This window comes from Solicola gregarius (assembly GCF_025790165.1).
In the GTDB taxonomy this organism is placed as follows: domain Bacteria; phylum Actinomycetota; class Actinomycetes; order Propionibacteriales; family Nocardioidaceae; genus Solicola; species Solicola gregarius.
This window is the reverse complement of sequence record NZ_CP094970.1, coordinates 4,207,402-4,229,330: the sequence shown is the minus strand read 5'-3', so window position 1 is coordinate 4,229,330 and position 21,929 is coordinate 4,207,402. Positions and strand designations below refer to the sequence as shown.

Below are 21,929 nucleotides of genomic sequence, written 5' to 3'. Positions count from 1 at the left end.
GATGAGCGAGACCAGCGCGGCATCGGAGCAGCAGCAGCCGGAACTCAGGCGGGTCATGGGTCCGAAGCTCCTGTTGCTCTTCATCGTCGGCGACATCCTCGGTACCGGCGTCTACGCGCTCACCGGTCAGGTGGCGGGCGAGGTCGGTGGCGCGGCCTGGCTGCCGTTCCTCGTCGCATTCGCGATCGCGATGGTCACGGCCTTCTCGTACCTCGAGCTGGTCACGAAGTACCCACAAGCTGCCGGCGCGGCCCTCTATACCCACAAGGCGTTCGGGCTCCACTTCGTCACGTTCCTGGTGTGCTTCACCGTGATGTGCTCGGGCATCACGTCCGCGTCGACGGCGGCGAAGACCGTCGCCGACAACTTCGCCGTCGGGTTCGACCTCGACATCTCCGACAACGTGCTGATGCTGATCGCGCTGCTGTTCATGGCGATCGTCGCCGCCGTGAACTTCCGCGGCGTAGCCGAGAGCGTGAAGGCGAACGTCGTGCTGACCATGATCGAGCTGTCCGGCCTGCTGCTGGTGATCATGGTCGGCTTCTGGGCGATGGCCGGCGGCGACGCCGACTTCTCACGTGTCGTTGCGTTCGACACCGCAGAGGACAAGAGCGTCTTCCTCTCGGTGACCGCCGCGACCTCGCTCGCGTTCTTCGCGATGGTCGGCTTCGAGGACTCCGTGAACATGGCGGAGGAGACCCACGATCCGGCGCGTACGTTCCCGAAGATCATGCTCACCGGGCTCACCATCACCGGCATCATCTACATCCTGGTCTCGATATGTGCCGTTGCCGTCGTACCGGTCGGCGTCCTGACCGAGAGCCCGACGCCGTTGGTCGAGGTGGTCCAGCGCGGCGCACCGGACATCCCGATCGACGACATCTTCCCGTTCATCACGATCTTCGCCGTAGCGAACTCCGCACTGATCAACATGCTGATGGCGAGCAGGCTGTTGTACGGCATGGCGAACCAAGCCGTCCTGCCACCGTTCCTGGGCAAGGTCCACCGCACCCGGCGTACGCCGTGGGCGTCCATCCTGTTCACCACCGCGATCGCGTTCGGCCTGATCATCTACGTGTCGAACGCGAGCGACGACGCCGTGAGCGTACTCGGCGGCACGACCGCCCTCCTCCTGCTCGGCGTCTTCACCGTGGTCAACATCGCCGTGCTCGTCCTGCGCCGAGACACCCTCGACCGCCAGCACTTCCGCGCACCGACCGCGCTACCGATCATCGGCGCGATCGCGTGCGCCTTCTTCGTGACCCCGTACACCGACCGCGACGGCGAGCAGTACGAGGTCGCGGGCCTGCTGCTGGCGGTCGGCGTCGTCCTGTGGGTCATCACCTGGTTGGTGAACCGCGCCATCCGCGCCCAGCGCACCTACTTCAAGGATCCGACCGACCTATGAGCGAAGGCATCGCTAGAGCCGAGCACGCGAGCGCGTCGCTCGCAACCGAGCACGACGCGACCATCTCGGTCTGGATGGGCGCGCTCGACGGCACCCCCAGGCTCGTACGCGATGCCGGGCACGAGCATCCGGCGGCAAGCACGCTCAAGCTGCCACTGCTCGTCGCAGTGCACCGGGCGGCCGAGGAGGGCCGGCTGCACCTCGACGACGAGCTGGCGGTGCACGAGGAGTTCGCGTCGACCGTCGACGGGCGATCGTTTCGCAACACCGCCGACTACGACAACGATCCGGCGCCGTGGGCTCGCCTCGGTGAGCGCGCGACGATCGGGTGGCTCACCGAGCGCTCGATCGTGCTGTCCAGCAATCTCGCCACGAACCTGCTGATCGAACGCATCGGTATCGACGCGGTCAACGACGTGTACGACGCGGCGGGCGCGAAGGCGGCCCGGTTGCGCCGGCCGATCCAGGACGAGCCGGCTAGTGACGCAGGGATCTTCAACACCGCGACGGCCGCCGACCTCGCCCAGGTGCTGGTGGCGCTGTGCGGTGGGCGGTTGCTGCCGCCCGCACGTACGGCCGAGGTGGAGCGGGTCCTCGCGGCGTGCGAGACCAACGACGCCATCCCGGCCGGGCTCCCGCCCGGTACGTACATCGCGCACAAGACCGGCTGGATCGACGAGGCCTGCCACGATGTCGGCATCGTGCGACCGGCGGGCGAGGAGCCGTTCATCCTGTCGATCTTCACCGGCGCCGAGCTCGACGATCCCGCGGCGCACCGGCTGGTCGCGCGCGTCGCCGCCGAGTGCTGGGCGGCGCGCTCGGACTACTAGTGTCCTGTGTTGAAGCGGCTTTACGGAAGGCGTCGTCCAGGTGGATGCACCGCAAGGCCGAGGAGGAAGGTCATAGTGGGTCCTATTTGCACGACGAGAACGCCGCGGGGCGCCGCCTGGGCGGCGAAAGACGTCAAGGTACTTCGAACGCAGGGCACTAGGCTGCCGGCATGATCGCCGCCGTCCGCACGTACCGGCTCAGCGTCCCGCTGCACACACCTTTCGTCACGGCGCTCCGGCGTACCGAGACCATCGACACCGTCGTCGTCGAGATCGAGGACGACGACGGCGTACGCGGGTTCGGCGAGGCACCGGCGGTGTGGCAGGTGACCGGCGAGTCGCTCGCCAGCGCGAAGGAGTGTATCGACGGCCCTCTCGCGGCGGTGCTGACCGGACGCGATCCCGACGACCTCGTCCCGCTGCTACGCGACGTGTCGCGCGCGGTCGTCGCGAATGCCGGCGCCAAGGCGGCGGTCGACGTTGCCCTGCACGATGTCGCCGCGCGCCGGCTCGGCGTATCGCTCCCCCGTCTCCTGGGCGGCACTCGCCACGAGGTCCCCACCGACGTGACGCTTTCGGTGGGTGAGGCCTCCGAGTTGCCCGACACGACTCGCGAGCGGATCGCCGACGGGTTCGGCGTGCTCAAGATGAAGGTCGGCACCGATGCAGCGACCGATGTCGAGCGCGTGCGTGCCGTACGCGACGCGGCCGGGCCCGACGTGCGTATCCGCCTCGATGCCAACCAGGGGTGGACGCCACGCGAGGCCGTCTCGGTCATCGGAGCGCTTCGAGGACGCTCGCCTCGAGATCGAGCTGATCGAGCAACCGGTCGCCGCCGCCGACCTCGACGGTCTCGCCTGGGTCACCGATCGCGTCGCGACGCCGATCATGGCCGACGAGAGCGTGCACACGACCCGCGATCTCATCGAGCTGATCCGCCGCCGCGCGGTCGACATGATCAACGTCAAGCTGGCGAAGTGCGGTGGCCTCCACAACGCGCGCACGCTCCTCGAGGGCGCCCGCAGCCACGGCGTCGGCACGATGGTCGGCTCGATGATGGAGACCCACGTAGGCATCGGCGCCGCCGCGAGCCTCGTCGCGGCGTACGAGACGACTGCGGTGAACGACCTCGACGCCGCATGGTGGGCGGCCGCATCGCCGTACGCCGGCGGGCCGCGCTACGACGACGCGACGATCATCCTCTCCCGCGAGCCCGGGCTCGGTATCCGCGAGGTGCACGCGTGACCACGGTGATCTCAGTGCCCGTCACAACGGTCTGGAAAGGACCCGACGCGCCGCGCGACGTCGACGCCGCGATCGTCGCCCGGACACCCGACCCGGTCGCCTGGAACGCCGCCCTGCTCGCTGCGCCGCCGTCGGCCCTGCACGGCCGCGCCGAGACCCAGGCCCTCTACGGCGAGCCCGTGCGCGTCGTCTCCGAGCGCGCCGGCTGGGTCGAGCTGGTGCTTCCCTGGCAGCCGTCGTCGGCGGATCCCGCCGGCTATCCGGGGTGGGTGCCCGCAGCTCATGTGTCCGACACCGATCCCGTCGATGGCCCGTTGGCCGTCGTGACCACGCCCACCGTCACGGCCGACGACCGCGAGCTCTCGTACGGCACCGTGCTCCCCGAGACCGAGCGCGGACCCGCTGTCGTGCGACTGGCCGGACCGGACGGCCCCATTACGGCTCCGACGTCCGCGGTCGCACGCGTACCCGAGCCGACCGACGTACGCGACGTCGAGGCGCTGCTGACGGAGGCACGGCAGTTCGTCGGCATGCGGTACGTCTGGGGCGGCACGAGCGGATGGGGACTCGACTGCTCCGGATTCGTCCATCTCGTCCACCGCAGGGCGGGCGTCACGGTGCCGCGCGACGCGTACGACCAGATCGAAGCGGCGACCAGGCTCGACCCGACCGAGGCGTCGACGGGTGACCTCTACTTCTTCGGGCTGACGTCGCGCGGCATCACCCACGTGGGCTTCGCGACCAACCCGGCGGGCGCCGAGCTCGCGATGCTGCACGCGCCCGACGGCGACCGGTCACAGCACATCGAGGATGCGCCGATGGCGCCGCCGCGACGCGCCGACCTGGCCGGCGCCGGCAGGTTCATCCGGCACTGACGCAAACTGGCCCCGCCCCGAGATCGGGACGAGGCCAGCGTGCGTGTTGGCGAGGTCAGCGCAGCGGCGTGAACGCCGAGGCCTTGTGCTTCTTGCCGGACATCGAATGCAGGTAGAGGTTCGCGGAGCCGTGGTTCTTGCCCGAGAACGACTTGATCACCTTGCGCGGGCGCCCCTCCCACGGGGCGACGGCGTCGGAGTGGTCCAGGCCGAGCGAGGCCGAGCAGGCCGGCCACGCACCCCAGCCCTGGCCGCGCAGCACGCGCTGGGCGATCGCGATCTGCTCCCAGCGCTTCGCCTTGTAGGCGTAGGGGGCGAACTTGCCGCCGCCGTAGCCGCGCCAGGTCGACGGGCTGAACTGGAGCCCGCCGTCGTACGTCGAGTTGATGTGCCAGCGGCCACCGGACTCGCACTGCGCGAGGCGGTTCCAGGTGCGGTTCTTGGCGGCGTCGGCCGTAGTCGTCGTCACGGCCATCGTGCCGGCGACGAGAGCGCCGACTGCGAGGGTGGACGAAACGACGCGGACTGAGCGGCGCATACCGGAGTGGTTGCGCGAAACAGTGGAAGACACAGGGTGATCCCTTCCGACGCCTGTGAGGTGAGCTGTCGGGTTAGGGCCAGAAGGTGCCCCGTCGCTTTCGCGACTTCACCCCGAGGAGTCGACCTGCACCGTGGTGCGTGGCCAACTCCGAGGAACGTGTGGTTCCCCCACTTCCGCCCTCGTCGTGCAGTTGACGGTAGGGACCCGACCGGCCGGGCGGAATTCGGCGTGCCGGTCGAGTAGCAACCGACACACTACGACAGGTTTTCGCCACGGCCAAGTCCGCCCGGCGTGTCGCAATCACGCTGTGTTATTGACATCTGGGTCAGGTGGCGGCGGACAGAGACTGCCCGCCGCCGACGACGCGCCGATCTACTGGATCTCGGCCTGGTTGCGCGACTTGAGAAGGCTCGCGACGGCCGTCACGGCAAGCGTGACGATGATCACGCCGAGACTGACCAGGGTGTCGATCTCGGGTACGTCGAGGGGCTCGCCACCGTTGATGAACGGCAGCTCGTTCTCGTGCAGTGCGTGCAGCACGAGCTTGACGCCGATGAAGGCGAGGATGAACGAGAGCCCCAGCGACAGGTACACCAGCTTCTGCAGCATGTCGCCGAGCAGGAAGTACAGCTGGCGGAGCCCCATCAGGGCGAACACGTTCGCGGTGAAGACGATGTACGCCTCCTGCGTCAGCCCGTAGATCGCGGGGATCGAGTCGAGCGCGAACATGATGTCGGTCGAGCCGAGCGCGACGATCACGATGAACATCGGCGTGATCATCCGCTTGCCGTTCTGCTTGATGAACAGCTTGAGCCCGTGGTACTCGTCGGTCGCGTTCAGGTGCGTACGCGCGAAGACGATGAGCCGGTTCTCCTTGTACTCCTCGTCATCGTGGCTCCGGTAGCTCTTCACCAACGTGTACGCGGTGTACACGAGGAACGCGCCGAAGATGTAGAAGACCCAGGAGAAGTTGTCGATCGCGACCTTGCCGAGCGCGATGAAGATCCCGCGGAAGATCAGCGCCAGGATGATCCCGACGAGCAGCGCCTCCTGCTGGTACTTCCGGGGCACATTCAGGGCCGACATGATGATGATGAAGACGAACAGGTTGTCGATCGACAGGCTGTACTCGGTGAGCCAGCCCGCGAAGAACTGGACGCCGTAGTCGTGCCCGTGGAACGACGTCACCCAGATGCCGAAGAGCAACGCCAGGCCGATGTACACCGACAGCGCGATGACGCATTCCTTGATCGTCGGCTCGTGCGGGCGGCGAGCGACGATGACGACGTCGAACAGGAGTACGGCCACGGTGACACCCACCGTGATGAGCCACTCGGCTGTAGTGACATCCACAGATTCAAACCTCCGGTCAAGCGGAACATGCTGCCGGAGGTCTCTTCCGCCGCGGAGCGCGGCCCGATCCACCGGACCACGTCGGGTGGCCGAGCTGACGGCGGAACAGCGAAGGAATACTCCCCTCCACCGGTCATTCTTACAGGCCGCACCCTCCCCAGCCACCGGAGACCCGCGCGTACGCGATCTGCGCGGGCGCCCGCCACCACGACGACGTGCCCCTAGGCTGGGGCCCATGAAGCCGAGTCGCCGCGCACTGGACCGACTGCCGTTCCTCGACCGGACCGGGCCCCCGCTGGTGATCGAGGTCGACCTGACGCGCGGGCTGGTCGACCATCCGCCGTCGGACCCGTTCTCCGCACTGCGCGGCCGCAACACGCCGTTGTTGTCCGAGACGATCGCGGGTCTTCGGTACGCCGCGACCGACGCAGCGGTCGCCGGGGCGATCGTCACGGTGTCGGAGACGGTGACGATCGCACAGGCGGAGGAGCTCGGCGCCGCCCTCGAGGCCTTCGCACGCTCCGGCAAACCCACGGTCGCCACCGCGACCAGCTTCGGTGAGCTCGGCCCCGGAACCGTTCCGTACTATCTCGCCCTGCACACCGACTCGATCTGGCTCCAGCCCAGCGGCGGCGTCGCGTTGATGGGTGTCGCCCTCGAGGTCATGACGCTGCGCGGCGTACTCGACAAGGTCGATGCCGAACCCCAGCTCGGTCAGCGGCACGAGTTCAAGACGGCTGCCGAGATGATCATGTCGCACGAGATCTCCGGGTCGAACCGCGAGATGACCCGCCGGATCGCCGACTCCGTCGTCGAGCGCATTGCCGCGGTGGCGAGTCGGCGGCGCGGAGTCGATGCCGACTCGTTCGCCGCCGCGATGGACGCCGCGCCGGTGCCTGCGCCCATCGCGCTCGAGCGGGGACTCGTCGACCATCTCGGGTACCGCGCGGACGCGTACGCGCATGCTCGTCGCGAGTGGGGCGCCGACGGCGAGATCACCCTGCACTACGCACACCGGTACGCGCGCCACCGTGCCAATCGGCCCGCGGAGCAGCTGGCTCGTCGCCGGAGGCCGAAGGTCGGTGTCGTCGCGGTGACCGGCGGCATCTCCACCGGCCGCAATGGGGGCGGCCCACTCGGCGGACGCGCTTGCGGCTCCGAGTCGGTGTGCGCGGCCCTCCGGCTCGCAACCGAGGACGACTCGCTCGAGGCGCTCGTCCTGCGGGTCGACAGTCCGGGTGGCTCGTATGTCGCATCCGACGCGATCCGGCATGCAGTGCAGGCATTTCGACATACGGGCCGGCCCGTTGTGGCCTCGATGGGCGGCGTCGCGGCGTCGGGCGGGTACTTCGTGTCGATGCCGTGCGATGCGATCGTCGCGCTGCCGGCGACGCTGACCGGGTCGATCGGGGTGCTGGGCGGCAAGATTGCGCTCGGGCGCACCTTCCAGCGCATCGGCGTCACCCGCGAGGCCATCGGGTCGGGCGTGCACTCGACGATGTTCAGCCCGACGACGACGTTCGACGATGCGCAATGGGCCAAGGTGAACGACTGGCTCGACGAGGTGTACGCCGACTTCACGACCAAGGCGGCCGAGGATCGCGGAATGGACGTGGGCGTGCTGGAGCCGCTCGCGCGCGGGCGGGTCTGGACCGGCGCCGATGCCCTCGAGCGCGGTCTCGTCGACGAGCTCGGCGGGCTACGTACTGCCCTCGACGCCGCGGCGACGCGCGCCGGCCTCGATCCCGACCGGACCCGCGCCGTGCCGGTGCCGCACGTGTCGCCGCTGCAACGGCTGATCCCTTCGGAGTCGAGTGAGTCACCGGGAGATGCCGTCGCGACCTCGCCCGAAGGGATGCTCGTCGGTGTCGCGCGCGCGGCGGGCCTCGAGGTGCCGGGCGTACTGTCGCTCCCCTGGCGCCTGACGGTGCGCTGACCCGTCGCTCCTGCACCGCTCACTCGTCGGTCGTTACGCGCCCGCGTTGATCATCGACCGGAGCTCCTTCTTCAGGTCGCCGATCTCATCGCGGATCCGGGCGGCTACCTCGAACTGCAGCTCGGCGGCCGCGAGGTGCATCTGCTCGTTGAGCTCCTGGATCAGGTCGGCGAGCTCAGCGGCCGGCATGCTCGCCGTATCGCGGTTGAACGACGGCCCGAGCGCCGGTGTAAGGACGGCACCCTTGCCGCGCGACTGCGATCGGCCGGACCCGCCGACGAGCTCCTCGATCTCGGCATCCTCGCGGGCGAGCATGTCGGTGATGTCGCCGATGCGTTTGCGCAGCGGCTGCGGGTCGATGCCGTGCTCGGTGTTGTAGTCCTGCTGCACCTGGCGTCGCCGGTTCGTCTCATCGAGCGCCTGCTCCATCGAGGCGGTTATCTGGTCGGCGTACATGATCACCTGACCCGAGACGTTGCGCGCGGCGCGACCGATCGTCTGGATCAGCGACCTGCCCGAGCGCAGGAAGCCCTCCTTGTCGGCATCGAGGATCGCCACCAGGCTCACCTCTGGTAGATCGAGGCCCTCGCGCAGCAGGTTGATCCCGACGAGCACGTCGTACTCGCCCATGCGCAGCTCGCGGAGCAGCTCGACGCGCCGCAGCGTGTCGACCTCGCTGTGCAGGTATCGCGTGCGGATGCCGGCCTCGAGGAGGTAGTCGGTGAGGTCCTCGGACATCTTCTTCGTCAGCGTGGTGACGAGGATCCGCTCCTTGCGCTCGACCCGCTCGCGGATCTGACCGATCAGATCGTCGATCTGGCCCTTGGTCGGCTTCACGATCACCTCCGGGTCGACCAGGCCGGTCGGCCGAATGATCTGCTCGACTATCTCGCCGTGGGACTGCTCGAGCTCGTACGGGCCCGGAGTCGCCGACAGGTAGACGGTCTGGCCGATGCGCTGCAGGAACTCCTCCCATCGCAACGGTCGGTTGTCCATCGCGCTCGGCAGTCGGAACCCGTGGTCGACGAGGGTCCGCTTGCGGGACATGTCGCCTTCGTACATGCCGCCGATCTGCGGCACCGTCACATGCGACTCGTCGATGACGAGCAGGAAGTCTTCCGGAAAGTAGTCGAGCAGGCAGTTCGGGGCGCTGCCGCGCTCACGACCGTCCATGTGCAGCGAGTAATTCTCGATGCCCGAGCAGCTGCCGACCTGGCGCATCATCTCGATGTCGTACGAGGTGCGCATGCGCAGCCGCTGCGCCTCGAGCAGCTTGCCCTGGCCCTCGAGCTCGCTCAGCCGCTCGCCGAGCTCCTGCTCGATCCCCCCGATCGCCCGCTCCATCACCTCGGGCCCGACCGCGTAGTGCGTGGCGGCGCCGACGTACAGCTGCTTCTCGTCGGAGAGCACCTCGCCGGTGAGCGGATGCAGGGTCATCAGGCGCTCGATCTCGTCGCCGAAGAACTCCACCCGAACCGCCAGCTCCTGGTAGACCGGGAAGATCTCCAGGGTGTCGCCGCGGACGCGGAAGTTGCCGCGCGTCGTGTTGAGGTCGTTGCGGGTGTACTGCGCCTGCACGAGCGTTCGGAGCAGCTCGTCGCGGTCACGATCGGCGCCGACCTCCAGGTGGATCATGCGATTGATGTACTCGTCGGCCGAACCCAGCCCGTAGATGCACGAGACGGTCGCGACCACGATCACGTCGCGCCGGGTCAGCAGGCTCCACGTCGCCGAGTGCCGCAGTCGCTCGACCTCGTCGTTGATCGACGAGTCCTTCTCGATGTAGGTGTCGGTCTGCGGTACGTACGCCTCGGGCTGGTAGTAGTCGTAGTAGGAGACGAAGTACTCGACGGCGTTGTCCGGGAAGAGGTCGCGCAGCTCGTTCGCGAACTGGGCGGCGAGTGTCTTGTTGGGTTGGAGCACCAGAACCGGCCGCTGCAAGCGCTCGGCGAGCCAGGCGACGGTCGCCGTCTTGCCGGTGCCCGTGGCGCCCAGCAGCACGGAGTCCTTGGCGTCCGCGCCGATGCGCTCGGAGAGCTGCTCGATCGCGCGCGGCTGGTCGCCGGAAGGCTCGTAGTCGGACACCACACGCATCGGCGCCACCTGGCGCGCGAGCTCGGTCACTGGTCTCATGTCATCGAGGGTACGACCGGGCACCGACAGCCGTCCCGTGCGCGCCCTGCCGAACCTGGTCCGGCCGGGTAACCTTGATCAGGGTTCAGGTATGTCCGACGCCAGGTCCGTGGAGGAGAAACGTGGAGACGCCACCTTGGAACGCGAAGATGCTCACTCCTGGACAGGTCGCGGCGCGCAGCGGTGTCGCCGTCTCCGCCCTCCACTTCTACGAGCGGCAGGAGCTCATCGCCAGCGTTCGTACGAGCGGCAACCAACGGCGGTACTCGCGAGACATCCTGCGCCGGGTCGCCTTCATCCGCGTCTCGCAGCGGGTGGGTATCCCGCTCGCCGAGATTCGCGATGCACTCGACACGCTGCCGGACGGCAAGACACCGGGCCGCCGCGAGTGGGCACGGCTCTCACAGTCGTGGCGTACGAAGCTGGATGAGCGGATCGAACAGCTCGAGCGGCTCCGTGACGACCTGACCGACTGCATCGGCTGCGGCTGTCTCTCCCTCAGCCGCTGCACGCTCTACAACCCGCACGACGCGCTCGGCGCGGAAGGCTCCGGACCGCGCCGACTCGACGTCGACGCGGTGCACCGGAGGGCGCGGACCTCCTGACCCAGGAGCAGTGCCGAGGACTACTGGCTGCGCTTGCGGCGTCGCAGCTGGGGCAGGGCGAACGATGCCCCGACCGCGAGAGCCAGCGCCACGCCGACCACGGCGTACGTCGTCGAGCTGCCGCCGTCGTCGGAGCTGTCGGAAGCCTGCTGCGCGTCGCCCGGCTCGGCGGTGCCGGAGCTGCCGCCGTCCGTGCCGGTCGACTCACCGTTCGTACCGCCCTCGCTGGCGGTCGTGTCCTTGTCGTCGCCGGATGCGGCGTCGGCCTTGTCGTCTCCGGCTTGGTCGCGCCCGCCGGTCCCCGAGGTGTCGCGATATGGCGTCGCCGGGCCGAGTGCCTTCTCGACGTCGAGGATCGCCTGGTCGGAGATCGGCTGCGTGCCGGAGCACATGGTGGTCGAGACCTCACCGTGCGGCTGCTTCTGGTCTCCGACGAACATGTACTGCCGGTCGAGCTTCAGGTCGACCCCGCAGGAGGCGCCATCCGCGGCCGTCCGCACCGTCGTCGTCGGATCTGCCGTGCCCGCGTAGACGTCGCTCACCCGCACCTCGTAGACGGCGCTGTTGCCGCTCTCGGTGACGTCGACGGGCGTACCCACGAAGACCGCGTCGCCCTGCTTGGCTTGGGTCTGCAGATCGATCTGCACGCAGCTACAGGCGTACGCCGGAGTCGTGAGCCCGACGACGAGTGCCGTGGCAACCATCGCGGCCGCCGCGGCGCCGGCGAGCAGGGCCTTGCGAGCGGTTCGCCGCACCTCGGTGAGCGTCCTCATGTCCGCACCTCCTGGTCGTCTTGTCCCTCGGGTTCCGCTTGGACGTACGCGCTTCCGTCCCGGTTCCGTCCACAACGCACGGTTTGTCCACAGATCCGGGACGCATCCTCGCACGGTTTCGGCGCGCCGCTGCACGCTGTCTGCGAAAGCCAACCGAACGAAAGGCGCACCGTGCCCCATCGCCCAGCTCGTCTCCCCTCCGCCTCACCAACCCGCCGGCGTACAGCGGTGGCATTCGCCGGCGCGCTCGCCGCCCCGTTGCTCCTCGGCGCTCCCGCACCCGCAGCGCCCGGCGCTGCACCCGACCGGGTCACCCGGTCGACCACGTCGGACCCGGACGACACACGCGGCCCGCTCGACATTGCGAGCGTCACGCACCGGATCGCCGTCCGAGACAGACACCGTGTCGACCTGACGTACACGGTGCGCACGTACGAGCCGTTCCGCACCGCCGACCTGCAGCGGCGGCACCGCAACATCACGCTCGAACTCGGCACCGAGGCGGAGCCCGGCGCGTCGCGCAACATCACCGTCTACGCCCGCGACGGGTGGCTGCGCGCCGATCTGATCAGCAATGCGACGCGCAAGCGCATCGCCCGGCTCGACGTGCGTCGTGTCGGCCGGCGCGCCGTACGCGTGCGCGGGCCCCGCCGGCTGATCGGCGCCCGGCGCTACTTCGTCGTGTCGCGGTACGAGAATCGCTCGACTGCGCCGTGCGGAATGGCCGGCAACGTGCCGATCACCTGCGGAGACGACGTTCCGCGGCGCGGATGGCTACGGCTCGACCGGCCGGCGTGGCCGCGTCCGTCATCGACCGCCGGGTGAGCCGGGAGTTGGTAGATGCCGGCGCGGCGGCATTCTCGGGTGTCTCCGCTGCGGCATCGGTCCGGCCAGCTCCACCAGCCGCTGCACCCGGTAGCGGTGCGGGCGGTACGCCTCGAGCACCTCCGCCATGGTCGCGTCGTCGACCGGGCGGCCGGTGAGCACCGTGCCGACACGCGCGCTGAGGTGGTAGTCGCCGAAGCTCACGGCATCGCGATCTCCGTGTGCCCGCTGGCGTACCTCGGCGGCCGTCCACACGCCGATGCCGGGCAGCGACCGAAGGGCGGTCTCAGCGGCGTCCGCCGATGCGTCGAGCGTTCGCTCGAGTGCGTCGGCCCGCTGCGCCACGGTGACGATCGCGCGGGAGCGCGCGTGGTCGACGCACAGCTGTCGCCAGGTCCAGGACGGAATCCGACGTACGGTCTCGGCCGCCGGCGGGACCGCGAGCCGAAGACTCTCGCCGGGTCCGGGCGCGGGTTCGCCGTGCTCGCGGACGAGGCGTCGCCAGGCGTACCACGCCTCGTGACCGGTCACCTTCTGCTCCAGGATGGCGGGCAGCAGGGCCTCGAACACCAGGCCGGTAGCGGGCACCCGGACGAACTCGAAACGTCGCCAGGCATCGGCCAAAACGTCGTGGCGCGGCGCGAATCCGTCCACGTCATCGGCGTCGCCGAGCATTCTCGGCACTCGGTCGAGCGCCCAACCGGCGCCCGGGCCCCAGGCCTGCGCGGCAACGCGACCGCCCGGTGCCGACGCGGGCAGTACGAGCGTGGCCGGCCCGATCGGGGTTCGCATCGCACGCCAGATGTGCCCGTCGTGCAGCGCGTACGTCGGGTCGCCGGACCCACGTCGAAGGCTCGACAGGATCGGGCCGACCGGAACCGGACGGCCGGCGACCCAAGTACGCGTTGCGCCCGCGAACGTCGACACCTCCACACGGTGAATCGTAGAACGCCGCGACATTCCCGAGCATCGAGTGCAAACGAGTGTTCACCCTGTCGTAGGATGAGGCAGATGGATGCGACGACCCGACCGGCCTCCGAGCCGCAGCCACGCGGGTCGAGGCCCAAGTCGACGGCACCGATGAGTGCGACGGCACAACGACGCCGGCAGCGCGCCGACGAGATACTCCGCGCCACCAGGTCGCTGTTCGACGCGGCCGGCGTACGTGACGCGCAGATCGAAGACATCGCTCGCGCCGTCGGCATCAACCGCGCCATCATCTATCGCCATTTCACCGGCAAGGAAGAGCTGTTCGCTCTCACCCTCGTCGCGTACCTGGACGAGATCCAGACGCGGATGCGCTCGGCCGACGACGAGACGCTGGAGCCTCCGGAGCGATTGCGGCTGATCTGCGGGGCATTCCTCGACTACGGCGAGGAGTACCCCGCGTTCGTCGACTGCGCGCTCACCTTGCTACGCACGCCGGGCACCGAACTGATGAACGACGTCGCCGAGGGTGCGATGTTCCGCCTGGGCCGCGCCATCAGCGGCGCGCTGCAATGCCTGGTGGATGTCCTGGACGCCGGTTCGACGAGCGGGAACTTCCGCGTCGACGACCCACAGCTGCTGGCGAACGTGCTGTACACACAGGCGCTGGGTGGACTCCAGCTCGCCCGCCTGCGGCTGGTCGTGAGCGAGGCGAGCCCGGGGCTCCCGGAGGTGCAGTCGGTGTCCTTCGACGTCGTACGCGAGTACCTCCTGCAGGCCGCGATCGCGATGGCAACGGGCGTACCCAACCGCTGATCACGCCTTCGGCAGGCGCGCGGGTAAACACGCGACGTTAATAGTTTAGTATTTAAGTCTAATTAGACTACTCTCCGTTGCGCCGGACCCCGTTCGGCGATATGACCCGCAACCGCCAGCCATTCGAGGTGATTCTCGTGATCTCGACCCGCACATCAGCCGCGGTCGGCTCGTTCGTACTCCCGGCGACGCTCGTTGTCGCCGGGCTGGGCGCCCCTCGACCCGCCCACTCGGCCGCCGCTGATCCGGTTGTCTCCAACACCCCGCGACCGAACATCGTCTTCGTCCTCGGCGACGACGTCGGATGGTCCGACCTCAGCGGTCGGCGCACCAACCTTGGCAACCGAAGCGACTTCAACGAGACCCGGAACATCAACCGGATGGCCAAGCAGGGCGTGGCATTCACCAATGCCTACGCGTGCGTGAACTGCGCACCGAGTCGGGCCGCCCTGATGACGGGCCTGTACGCGCCGCGGCCGACGAACAACATCTACCTCGTCGGCCACCTCAACCGCGGCGGCGACGACACCCGCCTCGTCGGCCCTCCCCAAGGGCTCCCCGACGGCGACGCCGCCCTGCCGGCACAGGCAGTCACGGTGGCCGAGACCCTGCGATCCGGCGGATACGCGACCGGATACGCCGGGAAGTTCCACGTGACCCGGTCCGGCTCCGACGTCACCGCGCTGCACGGGTTCGACGAGAACATCGGCGGCACCGGGGCGGCCGCACCGAAGCGGTACCACGCCGCGAACGGCACCTTCGCCGGCGGGATCGGTCCCGAGCTGGATGCGTTCGCCTCGGACTACACCCAGGCGTACGTCGACCGGAACATCAAGCCGTACACGCACGGTGTACCCGACACCTCGGTCGATGCGCTCGTCGGCACCGACAAGCACGTCACGGATGCGGTCACGGACGCGACCATCGACTTCATCGACCGCCACGACGACCGGCCGTTCCTGACCTTCATGAGCGAGTACGCCGTGCACAGTCCGATCAACAACGACCAGGCGCGCCGCGACCTGCTCGCCAAGTATCGAGCCAAGCCGCCGGGGGCCACACCGTCGAAGCCGTCGTACGCCGCCCTGCTCGAGGGCTTGGACCAAAGCGTGGCCCGGGTGGTCGACCACCTGGAGACGACGCCCGACCCGCGAAACCCCGGTCATCCGCTGGCCGACAACACGGTGGTCGTCTTCACCTCCGACAACGGTGGGCGCACCACCTTGGGCGCGTTCAACGGTCCGCTGAAGGGACAGAAGGGCGAGCTCGACGAGGGCGGCGTGCGGGTTCCGTTCATCGCGTGGAGCGGCAATCGCGCCCTCGTAGACCGGGGACGGATCAACCAGAGTCCGATCAACGGCACCGACGTGTACCCGACACTCGCCGCACTCGGCCGCACGAGCCTTCCCGCGGGCATACCGTTCGACGGTACGAGCCTGAAACCTGCGCTGGCGCACAACGCCACCGTGAAACGGCCGCGATACCAGCACCTACCCGGCTACTTGATCGGCGGCGGGCGTGACCAGCGTCCACAGTCGACCATCCGCGCGGGTCGCTGGAAGTTGCTGTACAGCTACGAGACCCGCACGTGGAGGCTGTACGACGTGTCCCGGGACATCGGAGAGCGCCGCAACCTTGCGTCAAGGAGACCCGGGGTCGTGACGAGGCTCGGCACCAAGCTGCTCCGCTGGCTGGCCAACATGAACGCGCCACTCGCCACCCTGCGGGACGACGAGGTACCGATGACGTTCACCGTGACCGGCGATACGTACGCCGACGGTCAGGTGACCCGCCACCGGGGCGACGAGCTGGTGATCGAGCCAGGCGCCGAGGTACCGATGGTCCTGGAGACCACAACCGGGTGAGGACCGACGTGGCAACACGGCGGTGCGGCTCACGGGTACACCAGCCGTTGAGCAAACCGGATCGCCGACCGCCGAAAGGCTCGCCCAGCCATAAAAGTCACCCTCGAGTTGATCAACCCACTTACCGCTCCATGATCGCGGTGACGCCCTGCCCGCCTGCCGCACAGATCGAGATCACACCACGACCGGAGCCTTTCTCGGCAAGCAGCTTCGCCAACGTCGCAACGATCCGGCCACCGGTCGCGGCGAACGGATGACCCGCCGCGAGCGACGATCCGGCGACATTCAGCTTGTCGCGATCGATCGAACCGAGTGGCGCGTCGAGACCCAACCGCTCCTTGCAGAAGATGGGGTCCTCCCACGCCTTGAGGGTCGCGAGCACCTGCGAGGCGAACGCCTCGTGGATCTCGTAGAAGTCGAAGTCCTGCAACGACAGACCTGCACGCGCCAGCATCCGCGGCATCGCGTACGCGGGTGCCATCAGCAGCCCCTCCTTGCCGTGCACGTAGTCGACGGCCGCGGTCTCGTAGTCCGTGAGGTAGCCGCGGACCTCCCAGCCGCGCGCCTTCGCGTAGTCCTCCGACGCGAGCAGCACTGCGGACGAACCGTCGGTCAGCGGCGTCGAGTTCGCGGCCGTCATGGTCGCCGACTCACCCTTGCCGAACACCGGCTTGAGCTTCGCCAGCTTCTCGACGGACGAGTCGGGCCGCAGGTTCTGGTCGCGGTCGAGTCCGAGGTACGCCGACACCATGTCGTCGAGGAAGCCGCGTTCGTACGCCGCGGCGAGCCGCTGGTGCGAGGCGACGGCCAGCTCGTCCTGCTCAGCGCGGGTGATGTCCCACTCGACGGCCGTCAGCGCGGCGCTCTCCCCCATCGACAAGCCCGTGCGCGGCTCCGCATTCTGCGGGATCGCCGGCGCGATGTGCCCGGGCCGCACCTTCGCAAGTGCGGCGAGCCGGCCCTTCATCGACTTGGCGCGGTTGGCCTCGAGGAGGATCTTCCGCAGGCCCTCGTTCACCGCGAGCGGCGCGTCCGAGGTGGTGTCGGATCCACCCGCGATACCGACATCGATCTTGCCCAGCGCAATCTTGTTCGCCACCTGGATCGTCGCCTGCAGCCCCGTGTCACACGCCTGTTGGATGTCGTACGCGGGCGTATCGGCCGACAGCACGGACCCGAGGACCGACTCGCGGGTGAGGTTGAAGTCGCGGCTGTGCTTGAGCACGGCACCGGCAACGACCTCACCCAGTCGCTCTCCCGCGAGCCCGTACCGCTCGGCAAGACCGTCGATCGCGGCGGTCAGCATGTCCTGGTTCGATGCGTTCGCGTACGCCGTGTTGGAGCGCGCGAACGGGATTCGGTTGCCGCCGATGATCGCGACCCGTCGCGGCGCAGTCGCCGCTCTCGCCTTGGTGCCAGCCATGGAAACTCCTCATCCGTCGGCTCGTGCCGATGAGCCATCTGTGCAAGTCTGTCAGTGACGACGCGGTGCCGCTCCGGTGATGCGCCGACGTCGTGTGCGCCACACCGTGTGGACTCCGAGCGTAACTTGAAGTTACAGTTTGCACGACGTTCGAGATACCATCGGTATGCGAGAGATAGGACACATCGCGGATGACTGACCGATACCTTGCCCTCGTCAACACCCCGGTCGGACAGCTGATCGCGAAGAATGTGGGCATCCCCAACCCGCCGGTCCTCGAGCGCTGGCGCGACGGCGCACCGCTCGTCGACGGCACGGTGCTGGTCGGCGCGGCCGAGGGTGGCCGACTCGAGAAGTACGTCGGCGACCTGCTCGCCACGCACGATGTCGCCGTGGACGGTGCGGCGGAGGACGGCAAGCGATACAAGGGCATCGTCTTCGACGCGAGCGGCATCCGGACGCCCGACCAGCTCGTGCGGCTCCAGGAGTTCTTCACGCCCGTGCTGCGCAGTCTGGCGCGCTGCGGACGAGTCGTCGTGCTCGGAACCCCCGTCGAGAACGCCGAGTCCGATGGTGAGGCCATCGCCCAACGCGCTCTCGAGGGGATCACGCGGTCGCTCGGCAAGGAGGTCGGCCGCGGCGCGACCGTCCAGCTCGTCTACGTCGCGCCCGGCGCCGAGGATGCCGCGGCGTCCACGCTCGAGTTCCTGCTCTCGCCGAAGTCCGCGTACGTCTCGGGTCAGGTCATCCGTATCGGTACGCTCGCGAAGAACGCACCCGAGCCAGTCGACGTACGCCGGCCGCTCGAGGGCAAGGTCGCCCTCGTCACCGGGGCCTCGCGCGGGCTCGGCGAGGCGATGGCGCGCACGCTGCACCGTGACGGCGCGACGATCGTCGGCCTCGACGTCGCTCCGCTCGCGAGCGACCTGAAGAAGCTGATCGACGAGCTCGGCGGCACGAGCATCACGCTCGACATCACTGCAGCCGACGCCCCGAAGCGCATCGCGCGCCATCTGGACGAGGCACACGGCGGAGTCGACATCGTCGTACACAACGCCGGCATCACGCGCGACAAGCGCCTGCGCAACATGAAGTCCGAGAACTGGCAGGCGGTCATCGACGTCAACGTCGGCGCGCCGCAGCGCATCACGGCCGAGCTGCTGGACCAGCAGCTGATCCGCCCGAACGGCCGCGTCATCGGCGTGTCGTCGATCGCCGGCATCGCCGGCAACAACGGCCAGACGAACTACGCCGCCTCGAAGGCGGGCGTCATCGGCTTCGTGCAGGAGCTCGCGGCCCGGGTGGCCGACACCGGAATCACCGTGAACGCGATCGCGCCCGGATTCATCGAGACGGCGATGGTCAAGACGATCCCGATGGCGATCCGTGAGGCCGGCCGCCGGATGAACTCGATGTCGCAGGGCGGACGGCCGATCGACGTCGCCGAGACCGTTGCGTGGTACGCGAACCCCGGCTCGTCGTCGGTCAGCGGCAATGTCGTGCGAGTGTGCGGTCAGAGCCTGCTGGGGGCCTGAGATGGCCGTTCGCAACCTCGATGCCGCGCCCGCGACGCTTCCGCTGTACGTGAAGGCCGCTCTTCCCGCGCTTCCCGTCGTCGGCAACCTCCCGGGCGTACGCCACGCAGACGGCGACGTACCCGACGTGACTCTGACCCGCGAGCAGATCACCACCGACGGCGCCAACCTCGCCGCGTACGCGGACGTGTGCGGATTCGGCCTGCGCAACGAGCTGCCCGCGACGTACCCCCATCTGGCGGCGTTCGGGCTGCAGCTGATGCTGATGACCGACACGTCGTTCCCGTTCGCCCCGATGGGCGCCGTGCACCTGACGAACTCGATCACCCAGTACTTCCCGCTCGAGGTGGGCGAGTCGTACGCGATGTCCGTGCATGCCACGAACCTGCGGCCGCACCCGCGTGGACGGCTCGTCGATCTCGTCTCGCGGGCGACCGTCGACGGCACGCTCGTGTGGGAGGAGACCAGCAGCTACCTTTCCCGCGGTGCGCGCGACGAGTCGGCGTCCGCAGACTCCCCGGTCGACGGACTGGAGGCTCCCGCGGGCACGGCACGGTGGCGGCTCGGCGGCGACCTCGGCCGCCGCTACGGCGCCGTCTCCGGCGACCGCAACCCCATCCACCTCTACCGGCTGAGCGCCAAGGCGCTCGGCTTCCCGCGGCAGATCGCGCACGGCATGTGGACCAAGGCGCGGTGCCTTGCCGCACTCGGATCTGCCTTGCCGCGCGCGTACCGCGTGGACGTGGAGTTCAAGAAGCCGATCCTGCTGCCGGGCACGGTGTCGTTCGGTGCCGATCTCGGCGAACGGGAGACGTCATTCGGAGTCACGGGCTCCAAGAAGCCGATCACCCATCTCGTCGGCCGCGTTACCACGCTCTAGCCCCCGACCGCGGTGGCGTCGGTGCGGGATCGGTGGAATAGGTATCCATCAATCCCACACCGACTGCACCTCGGGCGGCTCAGCGCCTCGGCTCGATCGGCCGGATCAGGCCCTCCTGCGCTACCGACGCGACGAGCTCGCCACCCTGCGCATAGATGTTCGCGGTCGCGAACCCTCGGGCGCCGGTCGCGGACGGCGAGGTCTGGTCGTACAGCAGCCACTCGTCGGCACGTACCGGGCGGTGGAACCACACCGCGTGGTCGAGCGACGCCGGCTGGATGCGCGGCGAACCGATCAGCACACCGTGCGGCAGCAGGGACGTACCGAGGAGGCTCAGATCGCTGATGTACGTCAGCACGCACGCATTGAGCACGGGATCGTCCGGCAGGTCGCCGTTGGCGCGGAACCACATACGCTGCACCGCGGGAACCGTCTTGCGGGTGGTGTCGTCGTCGGAGCGGTTGTCGCCCACGTAGCGCAGGTCGATCGCGGCCCACTCGCGCTTCCAGTGCTCGGCGACGTCCTCGTTCAGCGTCTTGAGCAGGTCGATCATCGGGATCGACTTCTCGACAGGGGGTACGACCGGCATCTCGTCCTGATGGTCGTAGCCCGACTCCTGCTTGTGGAACGACGCGGTCATATAGAAGATGACCTCGCCGTGCTGTCGCGCGGACACGCGTCGGGTGCTGAACGAACCGCCGTCGCGGATCCGGTCGACGTCGTAGATGATCGGCACCGACGGGTCACCGCCGAGCAGGAAGTACGCGTGCAGCGAGTGCACGTTGCGACCGGCCGGAATGCTGGAGCACGCGGCCATCAGGGCCTGCGCGGCCACCTGGCCGCCGAAGACCCTGGTCATCTCGCTCGACGACGGGTGCGAGCCCCGGAACAGGTCCTCGTCCAGGCGCTCGAGATCGAGCAGGCCGACGAGCTCGGAGATCGATTCAGGCACGCGGGCATTCTGTCATGCCCGCGGCACGATACGGCCCGGTCAGTCGTCGTCGCGCTTGTCGACCTGGGCGAGGAACTGCTCGAACTGGCGACCGAGCTCGTCGCCGGAAGGCAGCGCTTCGTCGGACGCCAGCAGCGACTGGTTCGCGCCACGGCTGAACGCGTCGTACTGCTGCTCGAGGTTCGCCAGCACTGCACCGCCGTCCTGCTCGCGGATCTGGTCCTCGATGTCGGCGATCGCCTCCACCTGTCGTGCGCGCAGCTCGTCGAGTTCGAAGCGCAGGCCGGTACGGCGCGACACGGACTCCAACAGCGCGATCGAGGCCGCCGGATAGTCGACCTGCGCGAGGTAGTGCGGCACGTGCACGACGTACCCCATGGCGTCGAAGCCCCACTCACCGAGTCGGTACTCGAGCAACGCCTGCGCGCTCGCGGGCACGACGACCTGCCCGTTCCAGAGGTTGCGCTGGTCGACCAGCGCCTTGCGGTTCGCGTGCTGGGTGACAACGAGCGGTCGGGTGTGCGGTACGCCCATCGGCACGGCACCCATGCCGACGGTGAGCCCGACGTCGTACTGCTCGATGACATCGGCGACGTCGATCGCGAACGCCTCCCAGCGGTAGTCGGGCTCCGGTCCCGCGAGCATCAGGTACGGCGTGCCCACCTGGTCGCGATGGAGTCGCACGTCCAGCGTCGGGGGCTCGTACTCCCGGTAGTGGTCCTCGTCGAAGATCAGCGGCGGGCGTCGAGCGCGGTAGTCGTAGTACTCGTCGACGTCGAGACTCTCGACGACCATCCCGTCGTCGCCTCCGATGTACTCGGCCGCCACTCGCGGTCCGGACCCGGCGCCGAGGAAGCCGTCGAGGGCGTGCACAAGCACCGGTCGCTCGCCCTCGTCGAGACCGGGAATCGGCGATGTCTGCCGGCGCGTACTGCGGTTGCGGATCCATCCCATAGCAATCCCTCCAACGCGCGACCGGGCCAAGGCATTCCCGCAGCTTCCAGTGT

The 21,929-nt window shown here is 68.7% G+C and carries 19 protein-coding genes, 1 pseudogene and 1 riboswitch; of the genes and pseudogenes, 12 read left to right on the top strand and 8 right to left on the bottom strand.

All coding sequences use genetic code 11. The annotated features are described in order from the left end of the window. Position 1: 1 nt before the first annotated feature. The 5 genes and pseudogenes from L0C25_RS20585 (at position 2) to L0C25_RS20565 (ending at position 4,358) form a co-directional block, all read left to right on the top strand. Positions 2 to 1,408: an APC family permease gene (locus tag L0C25_RS20585; RefSeq protein WP_271633647.1), complete on the top strand. Its 1,407-nt coding sequence runs from the start codon at positions 2 to 4 to the stop codon at positions 1,406 to 1,408. Then, entirely contained in the window at positions 1,405 to 2,238 is an 834-nt protein-coding gene (locus tag L0C25_RS20580; RefSeq protein WP_271633646.1) for a serine hydrolase, read from the top strand. Before L0C25_RS20585 ends, L0C25_RS20580 begins: the two co-directional genes overlap by 4 nt. A gap of 170 nt (positions 2,239 to 2,408) precedes the next feature. Continuing rightward, positions 2,409 to 2,969, top strand: a pseudogene (locus L0C25_RS20575) (mandelate racemase/muconate lactonizing enzyme family protein); the annotation flags it as partial. Positions 2,970 to 2,973: 4 nt separating this feature from the next. After that, positions 2,974 to 3,483 (top strand): enolase C-terminal domain-like protein, encoded by a 510-nt coding sequence (locus L0C25_RS20570; RefSeq protein ID WP_271636869.1) that lies wholly within the window; start codon positions 2,974 to 2,976, stop codon positions 3,481 to 3,483. Further along, complete coding sequence (locus L0C25_RS20565; protein WP_271636868.1) at positions 3,480 to 4,358, top strand: C40 family peptidase; 879 nt, start codon at positions 3,480 to 3,482, stop codon at positions 4,356 to 4,358. Before L0C25_RS20570 ends, L0C25_RS20565 begins: the two co-directional genes overlap by 4 nt. A gap of 55 nt (positions 4,359 to 4,413) precedes the next feature. Here the strand turns inward: L0C25_RS20565 and L0C25_RS20560 are convergent, their stop codons facing one another. Then, the gene (locus L0C25_RS20560; protein WP_271633645.1) at positions 4,414 to 4,929 is read right to left on the bottom strand and encodes a transglycosylase family protein; all 516 of its coding nucleotides are present in this window, start codon (positions 4,927 to 4,929) and stop codon (positions 4,414 to 4,416) included. Positions 4,930 to 4,933: 4 nt separating this feature from the next. Then, positions 4,934 to 5,105, bottom strand: a riboswitch (cyclic di-AMP (ydaO/yuaA leader). A gap of 166 nt (positions 5,106 to 5,271) precedes the next feature. Beyond that, positions 5,272 to 6,252 carry a TerC family protein gene (locus L0C25_RS20555; protein ID WP_271633644.1) on the bottom strand — a complete coding sequence of 327 codons (981 nt, stop codon included), beginning with the start codon at positions 6,250 to 6,252 and terminating at the stop codon, positions 5,272 to 5,274. A 235-nt stretch (positions 6,253 to 6,487) separates the two neighbouring features. Between L0C25_RS20555 and L0C25_RS20550 the strand changes: the two genes are divergently transcribed. Next, positions 6,488 to 8,188: a S49 family peptidase gene (locus L0C25_RS20550; protein ID WP_271633643.1), complete on the top strand. Its 1,701-nt coding sequence runs from the start codon at positions 6,488 to 6,490 to the stop codon at positions 8,186 to 8,188. Positions 8,189 to 8,221: 33 nt separating this feature from the next. Here the strand turns inward: L0C25_RS20550 and uvrB are convergent, their stop codons facing one another. Continuing rightward, positions 8,222 to 10,321: an excinuclease ABC subunit UvrB gene (gene uvrB, locus L0C25_RS20545; protein WP_271633642.1), complete on the bottom strand. Its 2,100-nt coding sequence runs from the start codon at positions 10,319 to 10,321 to the stop codon at positions 8,222 to 8,224. Between the two features lie 149 nt (positions 10,322 to 10,470). Here uvrB and soxR point away from each other — a divergent pair, with 149 nt between their 5' ends. Beyond that, positions 10,471 to 10,926 carry a redox-sensitive transcriptional activator SoxR gene (soxR, locus tag L0C25_RS20540; RefSeq protein WP_271636867.1) on the top strand — a complete coding sequence of 152 codons (456 nt, stop codon included), beginning with the start codon at positions 10,471 to 10,473 and terminating at the stop codon, positions 10,924 to 10,926. Positions 10,927 to 10,946: 20 nt separating this feature from the next. Here soxR and L0C25_RS20535 read toward each other — a convergent pair whose 3' ends face one another. Continuing rightward, the gene (locus L0C25_RS20535; RefSeq protein ID WP_271633641.1) at positions 10,947 to 11,699 is read right to left on the bottom strand and encodes a hypothetical protein; all 753 of its coding nucleotides are present in this window, start codon (positions 11,697 to 11,699) and stop codon (positions 10,947 to 10,949) included. Between the two features lie 228 nt (positions 11,700 to 11,927). Here L0C25_RS20535 and L0C25_RS20530 point away from each other — a divergent pair, with 228 nt between their 5' ends. Beyond that, positions 11,928 to 12,524 (top strand): hypothetical protein, encoded by a 597-nt coding sequence (locus tag L0C25_RS20530; protein ID WP_271633640.1) that lies wholly within the window; start codon positions 11,928 to 11,930, stop codon positions 12,522 to 12,524. Here L0C25_RS20530 and L0C25_RS20525 read toward each other — a convergent pair. Next, positions 12,507 to 13,457: a DNA-3-methyladenine glycosylase family protein gene (locus L0C25_RS20525; RefSeq protein ID WP_271633639.1), complete on the bottom strand. Its 951-nt coding sequence runs from the start codon at positions 13,455 to 13,457 to the stop codon at positions 12,507 to 12,509. The genes L0C25_RS20530 and L0C25_RS20525 overlap by 18 nt on opposite strands. A 78-nt stretch (positions 13,458 to 13,535) precedes the next feature. Here L0C25_RS20525 and L0C25_RS20520 point away from each other — a divergent pair, with 78 nt between their 5' ends. Together L0C25_RS20520 and L0C25_RS20515 are read left to right on the top strand one after the other, a co-directional pair. Further along, entirely contained in the window at positions 13,536 to 14,267 is a 732-nt protein-coding gene (locus L0C25_RS20520) for a TetR/AcrR family transcriptional regulator (protein WP_271633638.1), read from the top strand. Between the two features lie 77 nt (positions 14,268 to 14,344). Beyond that, positions 14,345 to 16,132 (top strand): sulfatase, encoded by a 1,788-nt coding sequence (locus L0C25_RS20515; RefSeq protein ID WP_271633637.1) that lies wholly within the window; start codon positions 14,345 to 14,347, stop codon positions 16,130 to 16,132. Positions 16,133 to 16,253: 121 nt separating this feature from the next. Here L0C25_RS20515 and L0C25_RS20510 read toward each other — a convergent pair whose 3' ends face one another. Then, positions 16,254 to 17,555: an acetyl-CoA C-acetyltransferase gene (locus L0C25_RS20510; protein ID WP_271633636.1), complete on the bottom strand. Its 1,302-nt coding sequence runs from the start codon at positions 17,553 to 17,555 to the stop codon at positions 16,254 to 16,256. A gap of 191 nt (positions 17,556 to 17,746) precedes the next feature. Here L0C25_RS20510 and L0C25_RS20505 point away from each other — a divergent pair, with 191 nt between their 5' ends. Together L0C25_RS20505 and L0C25_RS20500 are read left to right on the top strand one after the other, a co-directional pair. Continuing rightward, positions 17,747 to 19,090 (top strand): 3-oxoacyl-ACP reductase, encoded by a 1,344-nt coding sequence (locus L0C25_RS20505; protein WP_271633635.1) that lies wholly within the window; start codon positions 17,747 to 17,749, stop codon positions 19,088 to 19,090. A gap of 1 nt (position 19,091) precedes the next feature. Continuing rightward, the gene (locus L0C25_RS20500) at positions 19,092 to 19,970 is read left to right on the top strand and encodes a MaoC family dehydratase (protein ID WP_271633634.1); all 879 of its coding nucleotides are present in this window, start codon (positions 19,092 to 19,094) and stop codon (positions 19,968 to 19,970) included. A 79-nt stretch (positions 19,971 to 20,049) separates the two neighbouring features. Here L0C25_RS20500 and L0C25_RS20495 read toward each other — a convergent pair whose 3' ends face one another. Beyond that, entirely contained in the window at positions 20,050 to 20,922 is an 873-nt protein-coding gene (locus L0C25_RS20495; RefSeq protein WP_271633633.1) for an acyl-CoA thioesterase, read from the bottom strand. 39 nt (positions 20,923 to 20,961) lie between these two features. Next, on the bottom strand, positions 20,962 to 21,876 hold the full coding sequence (locus tag L0C25_RS20490; protein WP_271633632.1) for a PAC2 family protein: 915 nt from the start codon (positions 21,874 to 21,876) through the stop codon (positions 20,962 to 20,964). Positions 21,877 to 21,929: the final 53 nt, after the last annotated feature.

Bases quoted from the DNA above. Each gene is read 5' to 3' on its own strand.
- L0C25_RS20490 (WP_271633632.1), bottom strand. From the start codon at position 21,876: ATGGGATGGATCCGCAACCGCAGTACGCGCCGGCAGACATCGCCGATT.
- L0C25_RS20520 (WP_271633638.1), top strand. From the start codon at position 13,536: ATGGATGCGACGACCCGACCGGCCTCCGAGCCGCAGCCACGCGGGTCG.
- L0C25_RS20505 (WP_271633635.1), top strand. From the start codon at position 17,747: ATGACTGACCGATACCTTGCCCTCGTCAACACCCCGGTCGGACAGCTG.
- soxR (WP_271636867.1), top strand. From the start codon at position 10,471: ATGCTCACTCCTGGACAGGTCGCGGCGCGCAGCGGTGTCGCCGTCTCC.
- L0C25_RS20580 (WP_271633646.1), top strand. From the start codon at position 1,405: ATGAGCGAAGGCATCGCTAGAGCCGAGCACGCGAGCGCGTCGCTCGCA.
- L0C25_RS20500 (WP_271633634.1), top strand. From the start codon at position 19,092: ATGGCCGTTCGCAACCTCGATGCCGCGCCCGCGACGCTTCCGCTGTAC.
- L0C25_RS20510 (WP_271633636.1), bottom strand. From the start codon at position 17,555: ATGGCTGGCACCAAGGCGAGAGCGGCGACTGCGCCGCGACGGGTCGCG.
- L0C25_RS20535 (WP_271633641.1), bottom strand. From the start codon at position 11,699: ATGAGGACGCTCACCGAGGTGCGGCGAACCGCTCGCAAGGCCCTGCTC.
- L0C25_RS20550 (WP_271633643.1), top strand. From the start codon at position 6,488: ATGAAGCCGAGTCGCCGCGCACTGGACCGACTGCCGTTCCTCGACCGG.
- L0C25_RS20585 (WP_271633647.1), top strand. From the start codon at position 2: ATGAGCGAGACCAGCGCGGCATCGGAGCAGCAGCAGCCGGAACTCAGG.
- L0C25_RS20570 (WP_271636869.1), top strand. From the start codon at position 2,974: ATGCCAACCAGGGGTGGACGCCACGCGAGGCCGTCTCGGTCATCGGAG.
- uvrB (WP_271633642.1), bottom strand. From the start codon at position 10,321: ATGAGACCAGTGACCGAGCTCGCGCGCCAGGTGGCGCCGATGCGTGTG.